The following is an 18,713-nucleotide window of genomic DNA, read 5'->3' as shown; positions in this document are numbered from 1 at the left end:
CGTTAGGCAAACGTCGGCGCCGGTGTCAGGAGGCGTTGGTCCCTAATCGTGTGGTCGCCGGTCACACGCCGGTCGCGCAGCGGCCGTCGGCGCATCTTGTCGTGGCCGGCGGCGACACGAAAGCCGTTGGGCTCATGAGGGTTTGGCGACCAACGTGGCCGCCTCAGTCCAGGCGGGTGGCCACCACGGCCCACACCGGAAGGTGTACCCGGTGGTCCTGCAGCAGCGGCTGCAGCACGTTCAGCTGCCGCATGAGCGGTCGCATGCGCGCGAGCATCTCGTCCTGACTCTCCGAGACCACTTTGGTCATCGCGTCGAAGGTCTGCGGCAGGAAGCGCGCCTGGTAGCTGGTGGCGCCCAGGTAATCCACCCGCCATCCGCCTGCGCCGAGCACCCGGTCGAAGTTGTCCGCCGGTATGCCGGCCCACTGGATGCCGTTGACGTTGTGCGGGCTGAACTCGAACATGTAGAGCCGTGCTCCGGGTTTGGTGGCCCGGTGCAGCGCCTGCGCGTAGCGCGTCTGGGTGGCTTCGTCGCCTAAGAAGACGTGATAGAAGGCGCTGTCCACCACGGTGTCGAACCGGCGCTCGAAACCGTCCAGGCGGGTGGCATCGGCCACCCGGAAGTCGACTGTGACGCCCGCGTGTTCCGCGTTGCGCCTGGCCCGCTCGATGGCCGAAGCTGACCCGTCAATCCCGGTCACCGAAAACCCTTGGGACGCATAGTGAATCGCATGGTAGCCGGGACCCGTGCCCGGGTCGAGGACCTCGCCGCGGATGCCGCCAAAGGCGACCAGCTGCTCGATGACCGGCGGCGGGCCGCCGATGTCCCACGGGATCAAGCCGTCGGTCAGTTCCGGATCGCCGTACAACGGCTCGAAACCGGCAACGTTCACCTCGGTTGTCATGGGATTCTCGCTTCCTTGTCGATGGGGGAACGCACTCCACGTTGTATACGATTGCGTTCACTAAGTTCCCACCATAGCCGAGCTGCGTAAGGAACGCAATCGTCTACAACAAGGTGGCGCGGTCGCGGGTCAGCGCGCTGCCCGCGTGCCGGCTGGCCCGCTAAATATCCTGGCGGGCAAGGTAATCGGTGACGGGCTAATGCGCCGAGACAACCGCCAACGGCACCGGGGCCGGTGGCGACTGACCGTTGGGCCGCGCCCACAGACCCCTGCGCTCGAGCAGCGGCAGCACGCCGTCACCGAACCAGTAGGCCTCTTCCAGGTGCGGATATCCCGACAGGACGAAGTGGGTGATGCCCAACTGCGCATACTCGGCCAGCCGGTCGGCGACCTCGTCGTGGGATCCGACCAGCGCGGTGCCCGCCCCACCGCGCACCAGGCCGACCCCGGCCCACAGGTTGGGCGCGATCACCAGTCGGTCGTTGCTGCCGCCGCGCAGCTCGACCATGCGGCGCTGTCCCTCCGACTCGCTGCGCGCCAGGTTGGCCTGCATCCTGGCGACATCCGCCGGGTCGATACCTTCGAGCAGCCGATCGGCCTCGGCCCAGGCCTGCGCGGAGGTGTCCCGGCTGATCACGTGAATCCGTAAGCCGTACCGCAGAGTTCGGCCGTGCTCGGCCGCCAGCCCGCCGACCCAGTCCAGCTTCTGCCCGACCGCCGCCACCGGCTCGCCCCAGGTGAGGTACACATCGGAATACTTCGCCGCTACCGGCCCGGCGGGGCCCGATGATCCGCCGAAGAACACCGCGGGAACCGGGTCGGGCCGGTTGTTCAGCGCCGCTCCTTCGACACCGATGTGGTCGCCGGTGAAGGTCACCGGCTCACTCGAACTCCACAGTTGTCGCACCACGTGCAGGAACTCGGCGGTGCGGGCATACCGCGACTGTTTGTCCAAGAAGTCCCCGTAGGCGCGCTGCTCGTGCGGTTCGCCGCCGGTGACGACGTTGAGCAGCAGCCGGCCGCCGGACTGGCGTTGGAAGGTGCCAGCCATCTGGGCGGCCAGGGTGGGACTGGTCAGGCCGGGACGCAAGGCGACCAGAAACTTCAGCGTCTCGGTGCGCTCGACCAGCATCGCCGTCGTCAGCCAGGCGTCCTCGCACCACAACCCGGTGGGGGTGAGCACCGCCTCGAAACCGTTGGTTTCGGCGGCCGCGCAGATCTGGTGCAGATACTTCAGCGTCGCGGGCCGGTCGCCACGCATCGCGGTACCGTGCCCACCCGCAACCAGATTGCGTGAATCGCCGTACGTCGGCAGAAACCAATGAAAAGCCAGGCTCATCCGGGTCCTCTTTCTAATACCAAGGCCAACGGCCGAGCTCGCCAACGACGATGGCCGCGCGCGGGTCGCTGACGTTGAGCCGGCCGTGAGCTGCCCTGGTCAGCTCCGATGCCCTACCGCGTGCTGTCCATGATTGAGGCCACACGACCGCCGGCCAAGGGCGAAAACCTCCCCAATCCGAGCGACCGGTGGTGCAAGAGTGTGCATTTGCCGCGTGCGGAGCCCTGGAATCCACGCGGCCGCGGCCCGGCGTCACGATTGGGCTACCGATGCGGCGTGGCTCGCCGGGAAAAACCCTGTCGGGGCGGCATTATGGCCCCGTGGCTGACCTGACCCGTCGCGCGGTGCTGCGGATGGGCGCCGGAGCCAGCGCGGGAGCCGCTGGTGTGTGGGCTCTGAGCGCCTTGCTGGATCCGCTCAAACCCCAGGCGGCGCCACCGCAGGCGCCGGCCCCGTTCGAGCCCCCGGCGGCCGGCAGCAGCTTGCCGACCAAGCTGTCCGGCTCATTCATCTCGGCTGCCCGCGGCGGTATCCAGACGAACTGGGTGATCGCCCTGCCGCCGGGCCAGACCAGGTTGTTGCGGCCGGTCATCGCCCTGCACGGAAAGGACGGCAACGCCGGCATGATGCTCGAGCTCGGCGTCGAGGAGGGGTTGGCCCAGCTGGTCAAGGCGGGTAAGCCGCCGTTCGCGGTGGTCGGTGTCGACGGCGGCAACACCTACTGGCACCGCAGGGCATCCGGCACCGACTCCGGCGCGATGGTGCTCGACGAGCTGCTGCCGCTGCTGGCCTCGATGGGGATGGACACCACCCGGGTGGGATTCCTGGGATGGTCCATGGGTGGATACGGCGCGCTGCTGCTGGGTGCTCGGCTGGGCCCGGCCCGGACGGCTGGAATCTGCGCGATCAGCCCGGCCTTGTACACCTCGTTCACCGGCAGCGCACCCGGCGCGTTCGACAGCTACGACGACTGGGTGGCCCACAGTGTCCTAGGCCTCCCGGCGCTGAACCAGATTCCGCTGCGGGTGGACTGCGGCATCGGCGATCGGTTCTACTTCGCCACGCGGCAGTTCGTCAGCCAATTGAAGACGGCCCCGGCGGGCAGCTTCTCCGCCGGCGGGCATGACACGGACTATTGGCGCGGACAACTGCCCGCCGAGCTGGCCTGGATGGCGTCCTGAAGCCGGCCAGATGACAGCTCCCCCGAAAGACCCCGCCGGCCCGCTCCGTTCAGCTGGGCGGCCCAATCGAGGGATCGCTTTCCGCCCGGACATCGAGGGCTTGCGGGCGGTCGCGGTGGTCGCCGTCGTGCTCTATCACGCCGGCATACCGGGCATCGTCGGCGGCTACATCGGCGTGGACGTCTTCTTCGTCATCTCCGGCTTCCTCATCACCGGCTTGCTGTGGCGCGAGGTGACCACCACCGGTACCGTCCGGCTGGGCCGCTTCTACGGTGCGCGGGCGCGCCGGCTGCTGCCCGCCGCGGCTACCGTCGGCGTGGCCACCGCGATCGGCGCCGCCGCACTGCTGCCGCCCCTGCAAGCGCGGCGGGTCTTCGTCGACGGCATTGCCAGCGCGTTGTATGTCGGCAACTACCGGTTCGCCGGGCAAGGCACCGATTACCTGTCCGCCGACCAGCCCCCGTCGCCCTTCCAGCATTACTGGTCACTGGGCGTCGAGGAACAGTTCTACCTGGTGTGGCCGGCGCTGATCATCGGCACCGGATGGCTGGTCCGACGAGTCGGTCGCGGCACCGGGTCGCGGGCCATGCCGTATGCCGTCGCCCTGGGTTTGGTGGCGGCGGCGTCGCTGGCGGCGGCGGCGGTCTGGACCCGCACGTCGCCGTCGTGGGCGTTCTTCTCGCTGCCCACCCGCGCCTGGGAACTAGCCGCCGGCGGGTTGGTGGCCCTCTCGATCGGTCATTGGCGACGGCTGCCGCTGGCGCCCGCGGCAGTCGTCGGCTGGGGCGGTCTGGCGCTGATCCTGCTGACCTGCACCCAGCTGGGCCCGGGTACTCCCTACCCCGGCACCGCGGCGCTGCTGCCGGTGCTGGGCACCGCGCTGGTGATCGGCAGCGGTTGCGTCACCGGCGCGATGGGAGTCGGTCGCGTGCTGTGCCGTCCGGCCATGCGCGCGATCGGGCGGGTGTCGTACTCGTGGTACCTCTGGCATTGGCCGGTGCTGCTCCTGATGCCGCCGCTGCTCGGCGATTCCGCCGGACTGCCGGCCAGGCTGGCGGCCACCATCGTCTCGGCCGGGCTTGCGGTGATCACGCTGCATCTGGTCGAAAATCCCGGCCGGTTCGCCGCGGCGTTCCGCCGATCCGCCAGGGCGAGCCTGGCACTGGCCGGTGCGACCAGCGCCGTCGCGGCGTGCGCGTCCGCGGTATTGCTGACCGCGATACCGGCACCGGCCGGCCACGGAGCCGCCGCCCCCGAGGCCAAGATCGCCGCGTTACCCTCGGCGGCCGCGAGCGCCAACGCCCCGAGCCCGCGGGAGGCGGCGATCCGGAGTCTCTTCGCCCAGGTGCGCGACGCCGTCGCTGCCGCCGCGGACCTGCGGGCGGTGCCGACGAATCTGAACCCGCCGCTGGCTGCGGCGCCAGGCGACAAGGCCCCCGTCTTCGTCAACGGCTGCCTGCGGTCCTGGCGTGACGTCGGCCAGCGCGAGTGCGCTTCGGCCGACACCGCGTCGGCGACGACCATCGCGCTGGTCGGCGACTCGCATGCCGCCATGTGGGACCCGGCTCTGCAACAGGCCGCCACGCAGCGGCACTGGCGGCTGGAGACGTTGGGCAAAGTGACCTGCCCGCTGCTGGACCTGCCGATCGTCAGCCCGTACCTGGGCCGCAGGTACACCGAGTGCGAACAGTGGCGCGCCGAGATACTCGACCGGCTGCGGGCCGAGCGGCCGCGCCTGGTGGTGCTGGGCATGAGCCGCCGCTACCACGCGGACTTCAGCTTCGCGTCCTACGACCCGGCGTGGATCGATGCGCTGTTCCGGACGGTGGCCCAGCTGCGCAGCAACGGTTCGGCGGTGCTGGTGCTGGGCCCGGTCGCCGATCCGCATTCTTCGGTGCCGACGTGCCTTTCCGCCCACTTGGACGACGCACGCGGCTGCGCGCCCCTTCGGTCGGTGGCCGCCAATGGCGACGGTATCGCCGCCGAGCAGGCGGCCACCGCAGCCGCCGGCGGCCACTATGCGGATCTGACCGATCTATTTTGCAGCACCGAGCGATGCCCGGTGATCGTGGGCAACACCCTGGTGTTCCGCGACGACAACCACGTGACAACCGAGTACTCGCAGCTGCTGACACCGGTTATCGGGGCGCTGGCCGATCGCGCCCTGGCCGAAGGGTGACGTTGGATTACGACACGGATGAATTTCTTTGCGAATGAACCACATAACCACGCAGAACGTGTTATCACTGAAGGAGTCTTGGAGGTTTCGAGATGAGTCCGTTGATGGTGATATTTGTGACGGCGCTTACGCCAGTCGCCGGACTCGGTCTCGTGCAATTGCAAGCGCGCCTTGAGCGTTGGGACTACGAAAGGCACGCGGAAGACTGAGTGGCGACCCCTACCACCTTGTGCGGCTGAAGATTTGGACGAAAATCAGCCCGCTCATCGCGGTAACTGCGCGCGAATGAGCGGTGCGATCTTGTCCGCCAGATATTGATGCCCGGCGTCGGTGGGGTGCACGCCGTCCGCGCCGATCAACTCGGGCCTGTCCACGAACCAGCCGTCGCCGATTGGATCGACGAATGCTGCTCCCGCGGCGTGCGCCGCAGCGTTGAGCACGTCGCGAATCTGCAGCACCGAGTCGGGGACCTCGGCGGCGGGCCACGGCGGCCCGATCACCAGCAACCTCGCCGACGGCGCCAAGCGGCGGGCCAGATCGAAAGTCGCGCCGGCCTTTTCGGCCAGCAATTGCGGCTCGACACCCGCGTCGTTGCGGGACCCGAAGAACACCACCAGCACATCGTCGGGCTTGACCGCCCTAGCGGTCAGATCCTCGAAGACGCTGCCATGGTCACCGGGCACCCCGTAACCGGCTCGGCCCTCGGCCGCCACATCGGGGGCAATCCGCTCTCCGGCACGAGCCAGCGCCTGCCAGGCGCGCGCCGTCCACGACGTGGCGCCCAAGCCTCCCTCGTCGGTGCCGGCGGTATAGGAGTCGCCGATCACCGCGAGGTGGGTGAGCCGGAAATCCATGGTCAACGGGCGGTAGCCGGGGGCTGCCGGGGTCGCGGCGGCCACCAGAGTCAGACCAATGATGAACATGGCCACCCGACTCACTACCAAACCTCCGCTGGGATACGGCGCCGTCATCGTACGAGGAATCTCGGCGAACTTGCCGTCGACGCGCTGCAACCGTCACCCCGCGCGGGCCGAAACCGCTTCCCGCGCACCGTCGATCGGATGAAGCGTGGCGCTCGTCGACTCAGCGGATTCGCTTTTCCGGTGCACTGCTCTTACATCTACCATCTTGCGCATCCAGCGGCGCGCGGGCTCCTCGACGAAGTGATACAGCAGGATCGAGGCGCCCACGGCGATCGCCAGCAGGCCGATGATGTTCCATTTCCACGGGTTGTCCTGCGGCGTCAGATCGAATTGGAGAACGGCCCAGCCCCACCCGGTGTGCACCAGCTCATGCACCATGTACAGGCAAAATGAGATTTGCCCGCCGTAAACCATCAGCCGCGTCGACAGCAGTCCCGGTAGGCTGCCCAGGCCGACCGCCAGCGTGATCACCAGCGGAACGAACAGCACGTCGACCACGCCGCCGCTGTCTACGACTCCGGTGATGGGATGCGCGTCCAACCAGTACATGACGGCCACCATGACCGCGATCAGCAGCAGGGAAAGGTATCCGGCCACCCGGCGGGCACGATCGGACAGCCGCAACCGGCGCACCGCGGCACAGGCCAGCGCCCCCGCGATGAACTGTGTGACGATGCGCGGCAGCCAACTCCACGGCGTGTAGAACTGGCCGCTGGCCAGCAGCAGCAGCACCGGCGGCAACGACGCGGCGAAAGCCAGCAGCATCAGGCTGCGGGCGCGGGTAACGCGTTCCATTCGCAAGATCACCAGGATGAGCACACCGAACAGCAGGTAGGCCAGCCATTCGGCGCTGATCGACCAGGCCGGGCCGTCCCAACTGGACCCGTCGAAGAACGGCTGAAACCACAACTGCACCAACAGGATCTGCCGGAGGTAGCTGATAGCGGTGAGATCTCTCACTTCCGGCAGCGGCACATGCCCGACGTGCAGGCTCAAGATCACCAGCAGTGCGGCCAGGTGCAAGGTGACCAGGTAGACCGGCCACACCCGGGCCAGCCGCAACCACAGGAAATGCACGGTGGCGCGGGTCGACCAGGACCTGCCCATCCGGTCGAGGTAGTTCCAGGTCAGCACAAAGCCACTGAGAATGAAGAACAGGTCGACGCCCTGGGCACCGCAGTTGAGCACCGGCGCGAGCGCGTCACGGAAATCCGGCGATGCATCGCCCAGCATCGGCCGGAAGTGAAACAGCACGACCCATACCGCGGCGATGATGCGAAGTCCGGTCAGCGACTTGATCTCCCCGCGGATCTCACCCCTGATGTCTGCGGTGATATCTCCGGTGCGCACGACGCTCTTTCCGTCTGGACTCTGCTGTTTCGTCATCCAATGCCCGACTCCGCCCCGCAAGCTCCCCGACGGGCGGTGGTGCCGGTGCCCCACCTCGCTACGTGGCGCGCATTGTCGTCGGGCGTGCGCCTGCTGCTTCGGCTGAGCGGGCGACCCGCCTGTTCTCTGGCCCGCCGACTGGGCGATGGGCAGCCATCGCAGCCTAACAGCGAGACGCTCCCGACGGCACCGGCGCATCCTGGGAGATTGCCGTAAAAAACCGCCGCCCCGGTGCGACCGACGTTGCTGGAGGCTCGGCAACTTCCGCGAAAATCGCTCTTAGCAAAGAGTTAAACGCGGCTTTCGGTCTCCTTATGTTTGCGGGTTAGCGTTGGTGGCCAGACTGCCACGGGGAGTGAGGCCGCTCATGACTATCGCCGACGTCGCTGATCCGACGGGTCGACGGGGAAACTGGACCTACGACTGCGCCGGCGCGCAGATTCGGGCGCATTGTCGTCACCTGGCCACGGTGCTGACCATCCGCGGAGACATCGACGCCGTCAATATCGATGAGGTCAGCAAGTACCTTGGGCGGTTCATCCTCGAGGATCACCCGGTGGTCCTCGACCTGAGCGGCGTCAGTTACTTCTCCGCGGCCGGCCTCTCACTGTTGCAGACGCTTGACGAGAACTGCCAAGCCGCCGGTGTGCAGTGGTCACTGGTCGCGAGCCCGGCCGTCCGCCAGCTGCTCGGTGACGACCCCGACGACGCACCGTTTCCGCTCACCGGCTCCGTCCACGAGGCGCTTCGCGACTTGGCCGACGCCATCGTCAGCCGCCGTCAGCTGGTCCTGCCGCTGATCAGGAAGACGGCTTAGCAGTCCGCTCAGCGCCCGCCGATGGCCGGGCACTTCGCCGCAACCGGGCCGCCCCCACCACCGCGAAAATTCCGGCGACCGTCGCCAGCAACAACGTCAGCACCAGCAGCTGCGGGTGATAGACCACGGACACGGTGACCGGTTGCCCGTCGGCAACCGGCCCCACCACCACTGTCGACCGGGTATGCAGCCAGCTTGCCGCGGTGGCCACCGCCGCGACCACGGACACGGCCAGCTCGGCCACCGCCCGGTGACGGGCCGTCACCGCGCCGACCCCGTGTCGTCGTCATCGTCGACGTCCACCTGGACGGGCTCGACGCGCTCGGTGACCAGTGGAGTCAGCGCAGCCCGCAGGTGACGATGTCGTCGCGCCCAGGCTTGGGCGGTGCGGCCCCCGGTGAGCTTCAGACCGATGCCCACCCGGCCCCGCGGCACCCCGACCAGTTCGCCGAGCGCCCGCGCCGACTGCCACGTGGCCAACGGCTTGCCCGATGCCTCCGAATTCTCCGGCTCGGGAAACACCTTCACGATCTCGGACACCAGGATGGTCTCGGTGCCCTGTCGCAACGCGTCTTCGGTGAGTTCCACGGAGGTGTGGATGCGCGCCGCCTTCACTTGCACCGCCACGAACACCGACACCATCACCAGGAAAATCGCCGGCGTCACCAGCCCAACCCCGCCGCCGCCGGACATTTCGATCAACATCATCGACACCGCCGCGATCGGACCGGCCAACAGCCAGTACCAGCTGGCGCCGGGTTCGTAGAACAACGGCTTGGATTTGGTGTCCCCCGCTGATGTCATGGAAGCCTCCGTCACGAAAGCCAACCCGCCGCTTCGGCGGCCCAGTAGCTGAGCACGATATCGGCCCCGGCGCGCCGGATGCTGGTCAGCGATTCCAGCGCGGCGGCACGTTCGTCGATCCAGTTGTGAGCCGCGGCCGCGCGAATCATCGCGTACTCCCCCGAGACCTGGTAGGCGGCCACCGGCACCGGTGAATTGGCGGCCGCCGCGGACACGATGTCCAGGTATCCCATCGCCGGTTTGACCATCACGATGTCGGCACCCTCGTCCAGATCCAGCTGGATTTCCCGCAGCGCCTCGCGTGCATTGCCCGGTTCCTGCTGGTAGGTCCGCCGGTCGCCGGACAGGCTGCAGCTCACCGCCTCCCGGAAGGGTCCGTAGAAGGCCGAGGCGAACTTGGCGGCGTAGGCCAGGATCACCACGTCGGTGTAGCCGGCGGCGTCCAGGCCGTCGCGGATCGCGCCCACCTGGCCGTCCATCATCCCGCTCGGACCGACCACGTGGGCCCCTGCCCGTGCTTGGGCCACCGCCAGTTCCACGTAGCGGTCCACGGTGGCGTCGTTGTCGACCCGGCCGCGCTCGTCGAGGACACCGCAATGCCCGTGGTCGGTGAACTCGTCCAGGCAGGTGTCGGCCATCAACACCGTCGCGTCGCCCAGGTCCTTGGCCAGGTCCCGAAGCGCGACGTTGAGGATGCCGTCCGGGTCGGTGCCGGCCGAACCGATAGCGTCTTTCGACGCGTCCCGGGGCACACCGAACAGCATCAGCCCGCCCACTCCGGCGGCGACCGCGTCGGCGGCGGCGCCGCGCAGCGAATCACGGGTGTGCTGCACCACGCCCGGCATAGAACGGATCGGCTGCGATTCCGATATACCGTCGGCGACGAACATCGGTAGCACCAAATGCCTTGGCTCCAAGGAGGTTTGCGCCACCAAACGACGCATCGCGGGGGTTGAGCGGAGCCGGCGTGGCCGCTGCCGCGGGGAGCTCATGCGCGGCGACCCGCGGCCACTAGCGCCTGCGGCTCTTCTTGCGCGGCGGCGGCAGCGCGCCCTCGGCGCGCAATCGGGCGGCATGTTCGGCCAGGGCGTCGACCAGCGGACCCACCGCGGCGGTCTCCGGCTGGACATCCACCCGAAGCCCGAATTCTGCGGCGGTCTCGGCGGTTTTGGGGCCGATGCAGGCGATGATGGTGCGTGCGTGCGGCTTGCCGGCAATGCCGACCAGGTTGCGCACGGTTGAGCTCGAGGTGAAGCACACCGCGTCGAAACCGCCCGTCTTGATCATTTCGCGGGTGGCCGCCGGCGGCGGCGCGGCCCGCACGGTCCGGTAGGCGGTGACGTCCTCGATTTCCCAGCCACGTTCGCGCAGTCCCTCGGCCAGCGTTTCGGTGGCGATGTCGGCGCGCGGCAGCAGGACCCGGTTGACCGGGTCGAAAATGCTGTCATATGGCGGGAATTCGTCGAGCAGACCCATCGACGACTGCTCACCGGACGGCACCAGCTCGGGGCTGATCCCGAAGGCCCGAACCCGGTCGGCGGTCGATTCGCCGACACAAGCGATCTTGACCCCGGAGAACGCCCGCGCGTCCAGTCCGAATTCGCCGAATTTCTCCCAGACGGCCCGCACCGCGTTGGTCGAGGTGAACACCACCCATTGGAACCGGCCGTCGACCAGGCCCTTGACGGCGCGTTCCATCTGCGCGGGGCTGCGCGGCGGTTCGACGGCAATGGTCGGCACCTCGACCGGCAGCGCCCCGTAGGACGTCAACCGCTCGCTCATCTCGCCGGCCTGGTCCTTGGTGCGGGGCACCAGCACCGTCCAGCCGTACAGCGCCCGGCTCTCCCACCAGTTCAGCCTGCCCCGGTTGCTCACGGTCTTGCCGATGGTCACCACCAGCGGGCCGGCGAACGGGCCAGCGGGGTCGGCGCCGCCCAGGATGGCCGGATCGGTCAGTCCCTGCAGCGTGGTTTCGACGGAGCGCTGCTGGCAGGTGGTGCCATGTGCGGTGACCACGCATGGCGTCGTGTCGGCCAGCTCGTGGTCGAGCAGGGTGCGCGCGGCGTCGGCCAGATGCGACGCGGTCGCCTGCAGGATCAGCGGTCCCGGGGCAGCGGCCAGCGCATCCCAATCGGTGTCATCGAGTTCGCCGCGCACGTCGGCCACCGTGTGCGACGACCCCAGCGGCAGCCCGGCATAGGTCGGGACCGCGCTGGTGGCGGCCAGCCCGGGCACGACCTCGAAGTGCAGGTGGGTGCGCGCCACGGCGTTCACCTCGGTGATGACCGCGTCCACCGACAAAGGGTCGCCGGCCACCAGCCGCACCACGTCGGCACCCGAACGGGCCTCGGTGGTCAGCATCTTGGCCACATCGGCGGGTTCGCCCAGCGCCGGGCGGATGTCGGGGCCGCTCGAGACCACCGCCGGGGCGCTCGGAGCGGACTCTCCCGCAGCCACGCCGACGTTCTCCCCCGCATGGGCGGCCGCCGGCGCCGGCCCGGATACCGGTGGCAGGTCCTTGCCGATCAGCGCCAGCACCGGTTCGGGTACATCGGGGTCGGTGAACACCAGGGCGGCGTTGGCCAACACCGCGGCAGCCCGTGTGGTCAGCAGACCCGGGTCGCCGGGACCAGAACCCACGAAAGTGATGCGGCCCGGAGTCGGCTTACGCCCTCGCGTCATCATTGTCGCTCCCACGTCACTCAAATTTTTCCTGGCGCGGGTCGTGCCGCGCTCCCCACATCAGTTCTCGGGCACCCAGTTCGAACAGCTCCGCGGCGACCGAGAGGCCGAGCTCCCGTGCCCGACCGGAGGTGCCGACGCCGGACGCGCGGATCACGTCGGATCCGTCCAGCGCCGCCACGCAGCCGCGCAGCGACAGCTCTTCGAAGACCCGCCCCTCCTCATCGATGGACTCGACCACCTCGGCGATCGCGCCCACCGGTGCCGAGCAACCGGCCTCCAGTTCGGCCAGCAGGGCTCGTTCCGCGGTGACCGCCGCTCGCGTGTCGGCATCGTCCAGCTCCGCCAGCACCGCCGCCAACCGGTGGTCAGCTGCCCGGCATTCGACGGCGAGCGCGCCTTGCGCCGGCGCTGGCAACATCTGCACGGGCTCCAACGTCTCGGTGACATCATCGAGGCGGCCCAGCCGGGCCAGACCTGCCCGGGCCACCACGATGGCGTCAAGATCACCACTGCTTACCCTGTTCAACCTGGTATCTAGGTTGCCTCTTAGGGGGCGGATTTCCAAACCGAGACCCAATGCTCTAAGCTGTGCGGCCCGCCGCGGGGAGGAGGTGCCGACCAGCGATCCGGCCGGCAACTCCCCCAGCACCAGCCCGTCGCGGGCCACCACCGCATCGCGGGGATCGTTGCGCCGCGGTATCGCCGCGATTGTGAACCGCCGATCTTCGGCGGTGGGCAAATCCTTGTGCGAGTGCACGGCCGCGTCGACGCGACCGTCTTCGATGGCCTCACGCAACGCGGTGGTGAAGACGCCCACGCCGAGCGTCTCGATCGGCGCTGACGACCGGTCGCCGGCGGTGCTGATGGTCACCAACTCGGCCGGGTGGCCGTTGGCGATGAGCGCGTCTCTGACCGTCGCGGCCTGGGTGGTGGCCAGCAGACTGCCCCGGGTACCTATCCGGATCACGTGTGACAATCAGCTACTCGCCAAACGGGTTCCGGTCGTGCGGCAGGTCACCGGGGTGCCTGCCCGCGTCGAATCCGCTGGACACCGCTGGCAATTCGGCTGCGGTTGCGACGGCATCGACAGCCGTCTGATCGAGTTCGAAAAGCTCGCGCAGCGCCTCGGCGTAGCTGTCGCCGCCGGGAGCGCTGGCCAGTTGCTTGATCCGCACCGTGGGCGCGTGCAGCAATTTGTCCACCACCCGCCGCACGGTGCGGGCCACCTCGTCACGCTCGGCGCGCTCCAAGTCGGGTAGCCGGTTCTCCAGGCGCAGCAACTCCGCCTCCACCACCTCGGCGGCCCGCTGGCGCAACGCCGTGACCGTCGGCGTTACCTCCGCCATCCGCTGCCCCACCAGGTAGGCGGCAACTTCGGCGGCGACGATGTGGCGGGCGGCGTCGACGTCGGCCGCCGTGGCGTGGGCCGACGGCTCGTGTTGGACGCGGTCCACGTCGACGACCCAGACGCCCGGCAGGCCGGCCACCGCCGGATCGACGTCGCGGGGCATCCCCAGATCGCAGATGACCAACGGTTGGGTCTCTTCGTCTCGGCGGGCGTGAGCCAGCGCATGGTGCACGTCGGCCAGCGAAACCACCGGACTCACCGCTCCGGTGCAGCAGACCACCACGTCGGCGTCGGACAGCGCCTCGGCCAGGCGATCGAGTCTCATCACCTCGGCCGGTACGCCCGCTCCGCGGACCTTGCCCGCCAGCCGCTGCGCCCGCGGCACCGAGCGGTTGAGCACCCGGATCCGCCCGATACCGGCCCGAGTCAGGTGGGCGGCCGACAGCGCACCCATCGCCCCGGCGCCGACCACCACTGCGGTCTTGGCCTCCAGCCCGCCCAGGTGTCGTTCGGCGATGTCCAGGGCGACCGACACCACCGAAGCACCGGCAGCATCGATTCCGGTTTCGGAGTGCACCCGCTTGCCCACCGACAGCGCCCGCTGGGCCAGTTCGTGCAACACCCGGCCCACAGTGCGGTTGGCCTCGGCGGCGGCATACGAGCGGCGGACCTGGCCCAACACCTGCTGCTCGCCGATCACGGCCGAATCCAGGCCGCTGGCCACCGCGAACAGGTGCTCGACCGCGGCCTCGCTGTAGCGGACGTAGGCGTGTTTGGTCAGGTCACCCATCGACATGCCGGAGTGCTCGGACAGTACCTGGCCGATCACCGACAGGCCGCCGTGGAACGCCTCCACCACCGCATACACCTCGACGCGGTTGCACGTCGACAGCACCATGGCCTCGGTGACCAGCGCTGATTGCAAAATCTTGTCGACGATCTTGACTTGCTCGGACTCGTCGATGCTGAGTTGTTCCAAGACGGAAACCGGCGCGCTGCGGTGCGAAACCCCGAAGAGCAGGATGCTCACGGCAGCACCACCTGGCCCGCTCCCTTGCGCCTTGAGAAGTGAACTGCTTTCTACGGTAGACGGTTGTCAGGTGGGCTACCAAATAATTGAGCGACCTGCCAGCGCCTTCTCAGCCGGCCAGGTCAGCGCGGAGCCGGGCTTCGTCGACTTCCCAGTAACTATGTTCGCGACCATCCAGCAAGATCACCGGCAGCCGGTCGCCGAACTCGGCCCGCAGGCCGGTCTTCCCGGCCGCGGCAGCGGCGTCGACGTCGGTGCTGACCAACTCGAACCCCAGCTCTCGGGACAGCTCGGCCAGCTGCGCGTGTACCCGCAGGCAGATCGCGCAGCCGTCGCGGGTCAGCAGCTCCACCTGGCGGCGCCCGGACCGCGGTGCTGACGGCGTCATGGGCACCAGTGTGGCATTCCCGGTGCCGCGGGACGCGGGCTCGTCGGGTTCTCGAGTGCTCGGCGAAGCGCGCCTTACCGGGCGCGGGGTTCGTTAGGGCGCGGGTTCGGGGTCGGTGTCCCGGGCTTGCCAGTGGTGTTGGCCGGCGCCGCCCGAATCGTCGGCGTCGTCGAGAGGCCGGGACGCCGCCTCGTGGGGCATCGCTGATCGGGCTCCGCCGGGACCGAAACCGGCGCGCCGGTCCCCGGCTGCCGAGGTGCCGTTGGGCGGCAGCAGTAGGGCGCGGACCAGCCGGCGAGGCCCGTAGGCCCGCAGCATCCGACTCGCCGGGCGCGGGCGGACCCGCTGCGGCCACCAGAACCAGCGTCCCAACAACGCGGCAATGGACGGTGTCATGAACGAGCGGACGATCAACGTGTCGAACAACAGGCCCAACCCGATGGTGGTGCCGATCTGACCGATGATCCGCAGATCGCTGAACACGAAGAGCGACATGGTCACGGCGAACACCATGCCTGCGGCCGTCACCACTCCGCCGGTGCCAGCCATCGCGCGGATGATCCCGGTATTGAGCCCCGCCCCGATTTCTTCTTTGAGCCGCGAGATCAGCAACAGGTTGTAATCCGATCCCACGGCCAGCAGCAGGATCACCGACATCGCCAATACCAGCCAGTACAACTCGATGCCGAGGATGTCCTCCCATACCAGCACCGACAGGCCGAACGACGACCCCATGGATACCAACACCGTCCCGACGATGACGGCCGCGGCGACGACACTTCGGGTGATGAGCATCATGATGATGACGATCAAACTGATCGCGGCCACTCCGGCGATCAGCAGGTCGAAGGTGGCGGCCTCCTGAATGTCGCGGAACGTCGCCGCGGTACCGCCCAGATAGATGGCGGCGCCCTGCAACGGAGTGCCTTTGATGGCCTCGCGCGCCTCATCCTTGATCTGCTCGACCCGGGCGATACCCGCCGATGTCGCGGGATCGCCCTCCAGAGCAATGATGAAGCGGGCCGCTTTGCCGTCCGGCGATAAGAACATCTTCAGGCCGCGCTGGAAGTCGGGATTCTTGAACGCCGACTGCGGCAGATAGAAGGAATCATCGATTTGCGCGGCGTCGAAGACCCGGCCCATCGCGCCGGGATCCTTGCTGCCCGTATCGGACTGGTCATAGAACGACTGCAATGTCCCGTGCCAGACAACCAGCATGTCCCGCATGATCGTCATCGTGTTGATCATCGGTGGAATCTGGGCGCGCATCTGCGGCAGGAGTTTCACCAGAATATCCATGTCCGTGACCAGATATTCGAGTTTCTCGCTCATTTGATCGACGTTGTCGATCATGTCGAATATTGATCTGATCGACCAGCAGACCGGGATGTCGTAGCAGTGTTTGTCCCAGTAAAAGTAGCTGCGAATCGGCCGGAAGAAGTCCTCGAAATCCGCGATGTGATCCCGCAATGTGTTGGTGATATTCGACAGGTCGTGGGTGAGGTGGTCCATGTCGACGGTATTGTCAATGACTTCGCCCATGAGTTCGTACATCGTGTGCATCGTGGCGATGGAGACATCCATCGCCTGTACCTGTATCAGCATGTCGTCCATACGCGCCTTCATGAACTGCATGTTTTCGGTGTTCGAGACACCCTGCATGCTGATGATGAACGGTATCGACGTGTGCTTGATAGTTGTTCCCAACGGCCGGGTAATCGACTTGACTTGTTCGATACCGCGACTGTGGTAAATGTTTTTGGCGATCTTGTCCAACACCAGCATGTCCACCGGATTACGCATATCGTGGTCGGTCTCGACCATCAGCACCTCGGGGTTCAACCGGGCCCGCGAAAAATGCCGGCCCGCCGCCGCATCCCCGACGTTGGACGGCATGCTGGCCGGCATGAACTTGCGCAGGTCGTAGGTCGTCTTGTAACTGGGCAGCGCCAGCAGGCCGATAAAGGCGATCACGCACGTCGCGGCCAGCACCGGCCCCGGCCAGCGGACGATTGCCGTCCCCACGCGCCGCCAGCGGCGGGTGTTCAATCTCCGCTTGGGGTCGAAAAGCTTGAAGAAGCTGCCGATGGCGAGCACCGCGGGGCCCAACGTGAGGGCTGCGAAGACCGCGACGAGCATGCCTATCGCGCAGGGCGGGCCGAGCGTATTGAAATACGGAAGCCGGGCGAAGCTGAGGCAATACATGGCGCCGGCAATGGTCAATCCGGAGCCCAAGATCACGTGGGCGGTCCCATGGAACATCGTGTAGAAGGCAGTCTCGCGATCCTCGCCGGCGTTGCGCGCTTCGTGGTAACGACCGAGCATGAATATCGCGTAGTCCGTGGTGGCCGCAATGGCCAACAGGACCAGCAGATTTGTCGCGAAAGTGGAGAGACTGAACACGTTGTGGTCGGCGAGAAAGGCAATGGTTCCCCGGATTGCCCCGAGGTCAATCCCGACCATGATCAAGACCAGAAACGCGGTGACCACGGAGCGGTAAATGAAAAGCAGCATCACCGCGATCACCAGGCTGGTGATCGCGGTGACCTTGGCGATGCTTTTGTCCCCGGCCTCGGCCTGGTCAGCGTTCAGTGCCGACGGACCGGTGACGTAGGCCTTGACACCCTGCGGCGGCCGTGTGGTGTCCACGATATGCCGGACGGCGTGCACCGACGCGTATGCTTCGGTTTCGTTGTCACCGACGAGATACACCACGACATATGCGGCTTTGTCGTCCGCGCTCTGTGATCCGCCGGCGGTCAACGGATCACCCCAGAAGTCCTGAATGTGTGCGACGTGCTTGGTATCAGCTGAAAGCCTTTTCATCAGCTCGCCGTAAAATTGGTGCGCCGCGTCGCCGAGTGGCTTATCGCCTTCCAGCACAATGGTCACGGCATTATCGGAGTCGAACTCCTTGAATACCTGGCCGACGCGTCTTATCGCCTCGATCGACGGCGCATCGCTGGGGCTCATCGATACCGAGTGGGCCTTTCCCACCGCTTCCAGCTGCGGAACGGCGAGATTGACGATCGCGGTGAACCCCAGCCATAACAACAGGATCAGCACCGCAAAACGGCGGATCAGCCGCGGCAGAAGCGGGCGCTTTGGCGCCGCCGCGCCATCCCGTTCGCTCATGCCGATGTCACCTGGCAAAAGGTCAAGGCTTTGGGTCTGGTGACCGACCTTTCGTCCTTGACGGCGCCGTTCACGATGATCCGGCAGCCGATGGTGTCGGCGTTGCTCTGCGCCATCAGGTTCACACTGACCGCGGGCAGCGTCGTGGTGACCGTCTGCGACCACGGCAGCGGCACGTCCGGCAGCTGCAGCACGCGGGCGTCGGGGTCCAGGTAGGCGATCCTTGCGGTCGAGGCGGGGCCGAAAACTTCGTAGACCACTTGCTTCGGGTTGAACAGCGGGACACCGATATCAGCCTTGGCCATCACGGCGGGATGCTCGTGAGCGCCGAAGACGCGGTGGAGACGATAGATACCCAGCGCTGCCACAATCGCCACGGCTGAGACGGCCAGCAGCAGCCACATTCGTTTCACAACGCTGGTAACCGGACTCATCCTCACCTTCGTGCTCCGCCACCGGGCCCACACCATAGACTGCGGCATCGGGTGCGTCGCCCCCGGCTCGCCCCGATCAAGGAGCGTGGTCGAGAGCGCCCAGTGCGCGAATCTGAACCTCCCGAAATCTCCAACGTGCGTGGTAATCCGATGT

Annotated in this window: 15 protein-coding genes and 1 pseudogene; 3 read left to right on the top strand and 13 right to left on the bottom strand. The window is 67.4% G+C overall.

Annotation, left to right across the window (positions count from 1 at the left end):
- Positions 1-163: 163 nt before the first annotated feature.
- Positions 164-907, bottom strand: coding sequence for a class I SAM-dependent methyltransferase (locus tag BST40_RS06380; protein ID WP_075546925.1), 744 nt, complete (start codon positions 905-907; stop codon positions 164-166).
- Positions 908-1,103: 196 nt separating this feature from the next.
- Complete coding sequence (locus tag BST40_RS06375; protein ID WP_083153819.1) at positions 1,104-2,246, bottom strand: LLM class flavin-dependent oxidoreductase; 1,143 nt, start codon at positions 2,244-2,246, stop codon at positions 1,104-1,106.
- 269 nt (positions 2,247-2,515) lie between these two features.
- Here BST40_RS06375 and BST40_RS06370 point away from each other — a divergent pair, with 269 nt between their 5' ends.
- A complete protein-coding gene (locus tag BST40_RS06370; protein ID WP_075546959.1) occupies positions 2,516-3,427 on the top strand; it encodes an alpha/beta hydrolase in 912 nt (303 codons plus the stop codon).
- Positions 3,428-3,437: 10 nt separating this feature from the next.
- Positions 3,438-5,606: an acyltransferase family protein gene (locus BST40_RS06365; RefSeq protein ID WP_075546927.1), complete on the top strand. Its 2,169-nt coding sequence runs from the start codon at positions 3,438-3,440 to the stop codon at positions 5,604-5,606.
- A 263-nt stretch (positions 5,607-5,869) separates the two neighbouring features.
- Here BST40_RS06365 and BST40_RS06360 read toward each other — a convergent pair whose 3' ends face one another.
- Together BST40_RS06360 and BST40_RS06355 are read right to left on the bottom strand one after the other, a co-directional pair.
- Complete coding sequence (locus BST40_RS06360) at positions 5,870-6,529, bottom strand: Rv0518 family GDSL lipase (protein WP_371686803.1); 660 nt, start codon at positions 6,527-6,529, stop codon at positions 5,870-5,872.
- Positions 6,530-6,622: 93 nt separating this feature from the next.
- Entirely contained in the window at positions 6,623-7,840 is a 1,218-nt protein-coding gene (locus BST40_RS06355) for an acyltransferase family protein (protein ID WP_371686801.1), read from the bottom strand.
- 445 nt (positions 7,841-8,285) lie between these two features.
- Here BST40_RS06355 and BST40_RS06350 point away from each other — a divergent pair, with 445 nt between their 5' ends.
- Positions 8,286-8,735 (top strand): STAS domain-containing protein, encoded by a 450-nt coding sequence (locus BST40_RS06350; RefSeq protein ID WP_075546928.1) that lies wholly within the window; start codon positions 8,286-8,288, stop codon positions 8,733-8,735.
- On the opposite strand, the gene BST40_RS06345 is transcribed toward BST40_RS06350, so the two are convergent.
- The 9 genes and pseudogenes from BST40_RS06345 to BST40_RS06305 all read right to left on the bottom strand — a co-directional run bounded on the left by BST40_RS06345 (position 8,719) and on the right by BST40_RS06305 (position 18,565).
- Positions 8,719-9,000: a hypothetical protein gene (locus BST40_RS06345; protein WP_075546929.1), complete on the bottom strand. Its 282-nt coding sequence runs from the start codon at positions 8,998-9,000 to the stop codon at positions 8,719-8,721. The two genes, BST40_RS06350 and BST40_RS06345, sit on opposite strands and share 17 nt — an antisense overlap.
- On the bottom strand, positions 8,997-9,539 hold the full coding sequence (locus BST40_RS06340; protein ID WP_083153817.1) for a DUF3093 domain-containing protein: 543 nt from the start codon (positions 9,537-9,539) through the stop codon (positions 8,997-8,999). Before BST40_RS06340 ends, BST40_RS06345 begins: the two co-directional genes overlap by 4 nt.
- Before the next feature lie 11 nt (positions 9,540-9,550).
- Positions 9,551-10,531, bottom strand: a complete 981-nt coding sequence (hemB, locus tag BST40_RS06335; protein WP_082275383.1) for a porphobilinogen synthase — start codon at positions 10,529-10,531, stop codon at positions 9,551-9,553.
- Between the two features lie 19 nt (positions 10,532-10,550).
- A complete protein-coding gene (locus BST40_RS06330) occupies positions 10,551-12,221 on the bottom strand; it encodes a bifunctional uroporphyrinogen-III C-methyltransferase/uroporphyrinogen-III synthase (RefSeq protein ID WP_089025033.1) in 1,671 nt (556 codons plus the stop codon).
- 16 nt (positions 12,222-12,237) lie between these two features.
- Positions 12,238-13,191 carry a hydroxymethylbilane synthase gene (gene hemC, locus BST40_RS06325; RefSeq protein WP_075546933.1) on the bottom strand — a complete coding sequence of 318 codons (954 nt, stop codon included), beginning with the start codon at positions 13,189-13,191 and terminating at the stop codon, positions 12,238-12,240.
- Positions 13,192-13,204: 13 nt separating this feature from the next.
- Complete coding sequence (locus BST40_RS06320) at positions 13,205-14,602, bottom strand: glutamyl-tRNA reductase (RefSeq protein ID WP_075546934.1); 1,398 nt, start codon at positions 14,600-14,602, stop codon at positions 13,205-13,207.
- Between the two features lie 50 nt (positions 14,603-14,652).
- Positions 14,653-14,990 (bottom strand): annotated as a pseudogene (locus BST40_RS06315) (glutaredoxin family protein).
- Positions 14,991-15,083: 93 nt separating this feature from the next.
- A complete protein-coding gene (locus tag BST40_RS06310; protein WP_075546936.1) occupies positions 15,084-18,125 on the bottom strand; it encodes an MMPL/RND family transporter in 3,042 nt (1,013 codons plus the stop codon).
- Entirely contained in the window at positions 18,122-18,565 is a 444-nt protein-coding gene (locus BST40_RS06305) for an MmpS family transport accessory protein (protein ID WP_241780244.1), read from the bottom strand. The genes BST40_RS06310 and BST40_RS06305 overlap by 4 nt, the downstream gene beginning before the upstream one ends.
- Positions 18,566-18,713: the final 148 nt, after the last annotated feature.

Origin of the sequence: Mycobacterium persicum, assembly GCF_002086675.1 — a bacterium.
GTDB classification, from domain to species: Bacteria; Actinomycetota; Actinomycetes; order Mycobacteriales; family Mycobacteriaceae; genus Mycobacterium; species Mycobacterium persicum.
Note: the sequence above shows the minus strand (reverse complement) of the source record. Positions and strands in the feature narration are given on the sequence as shown.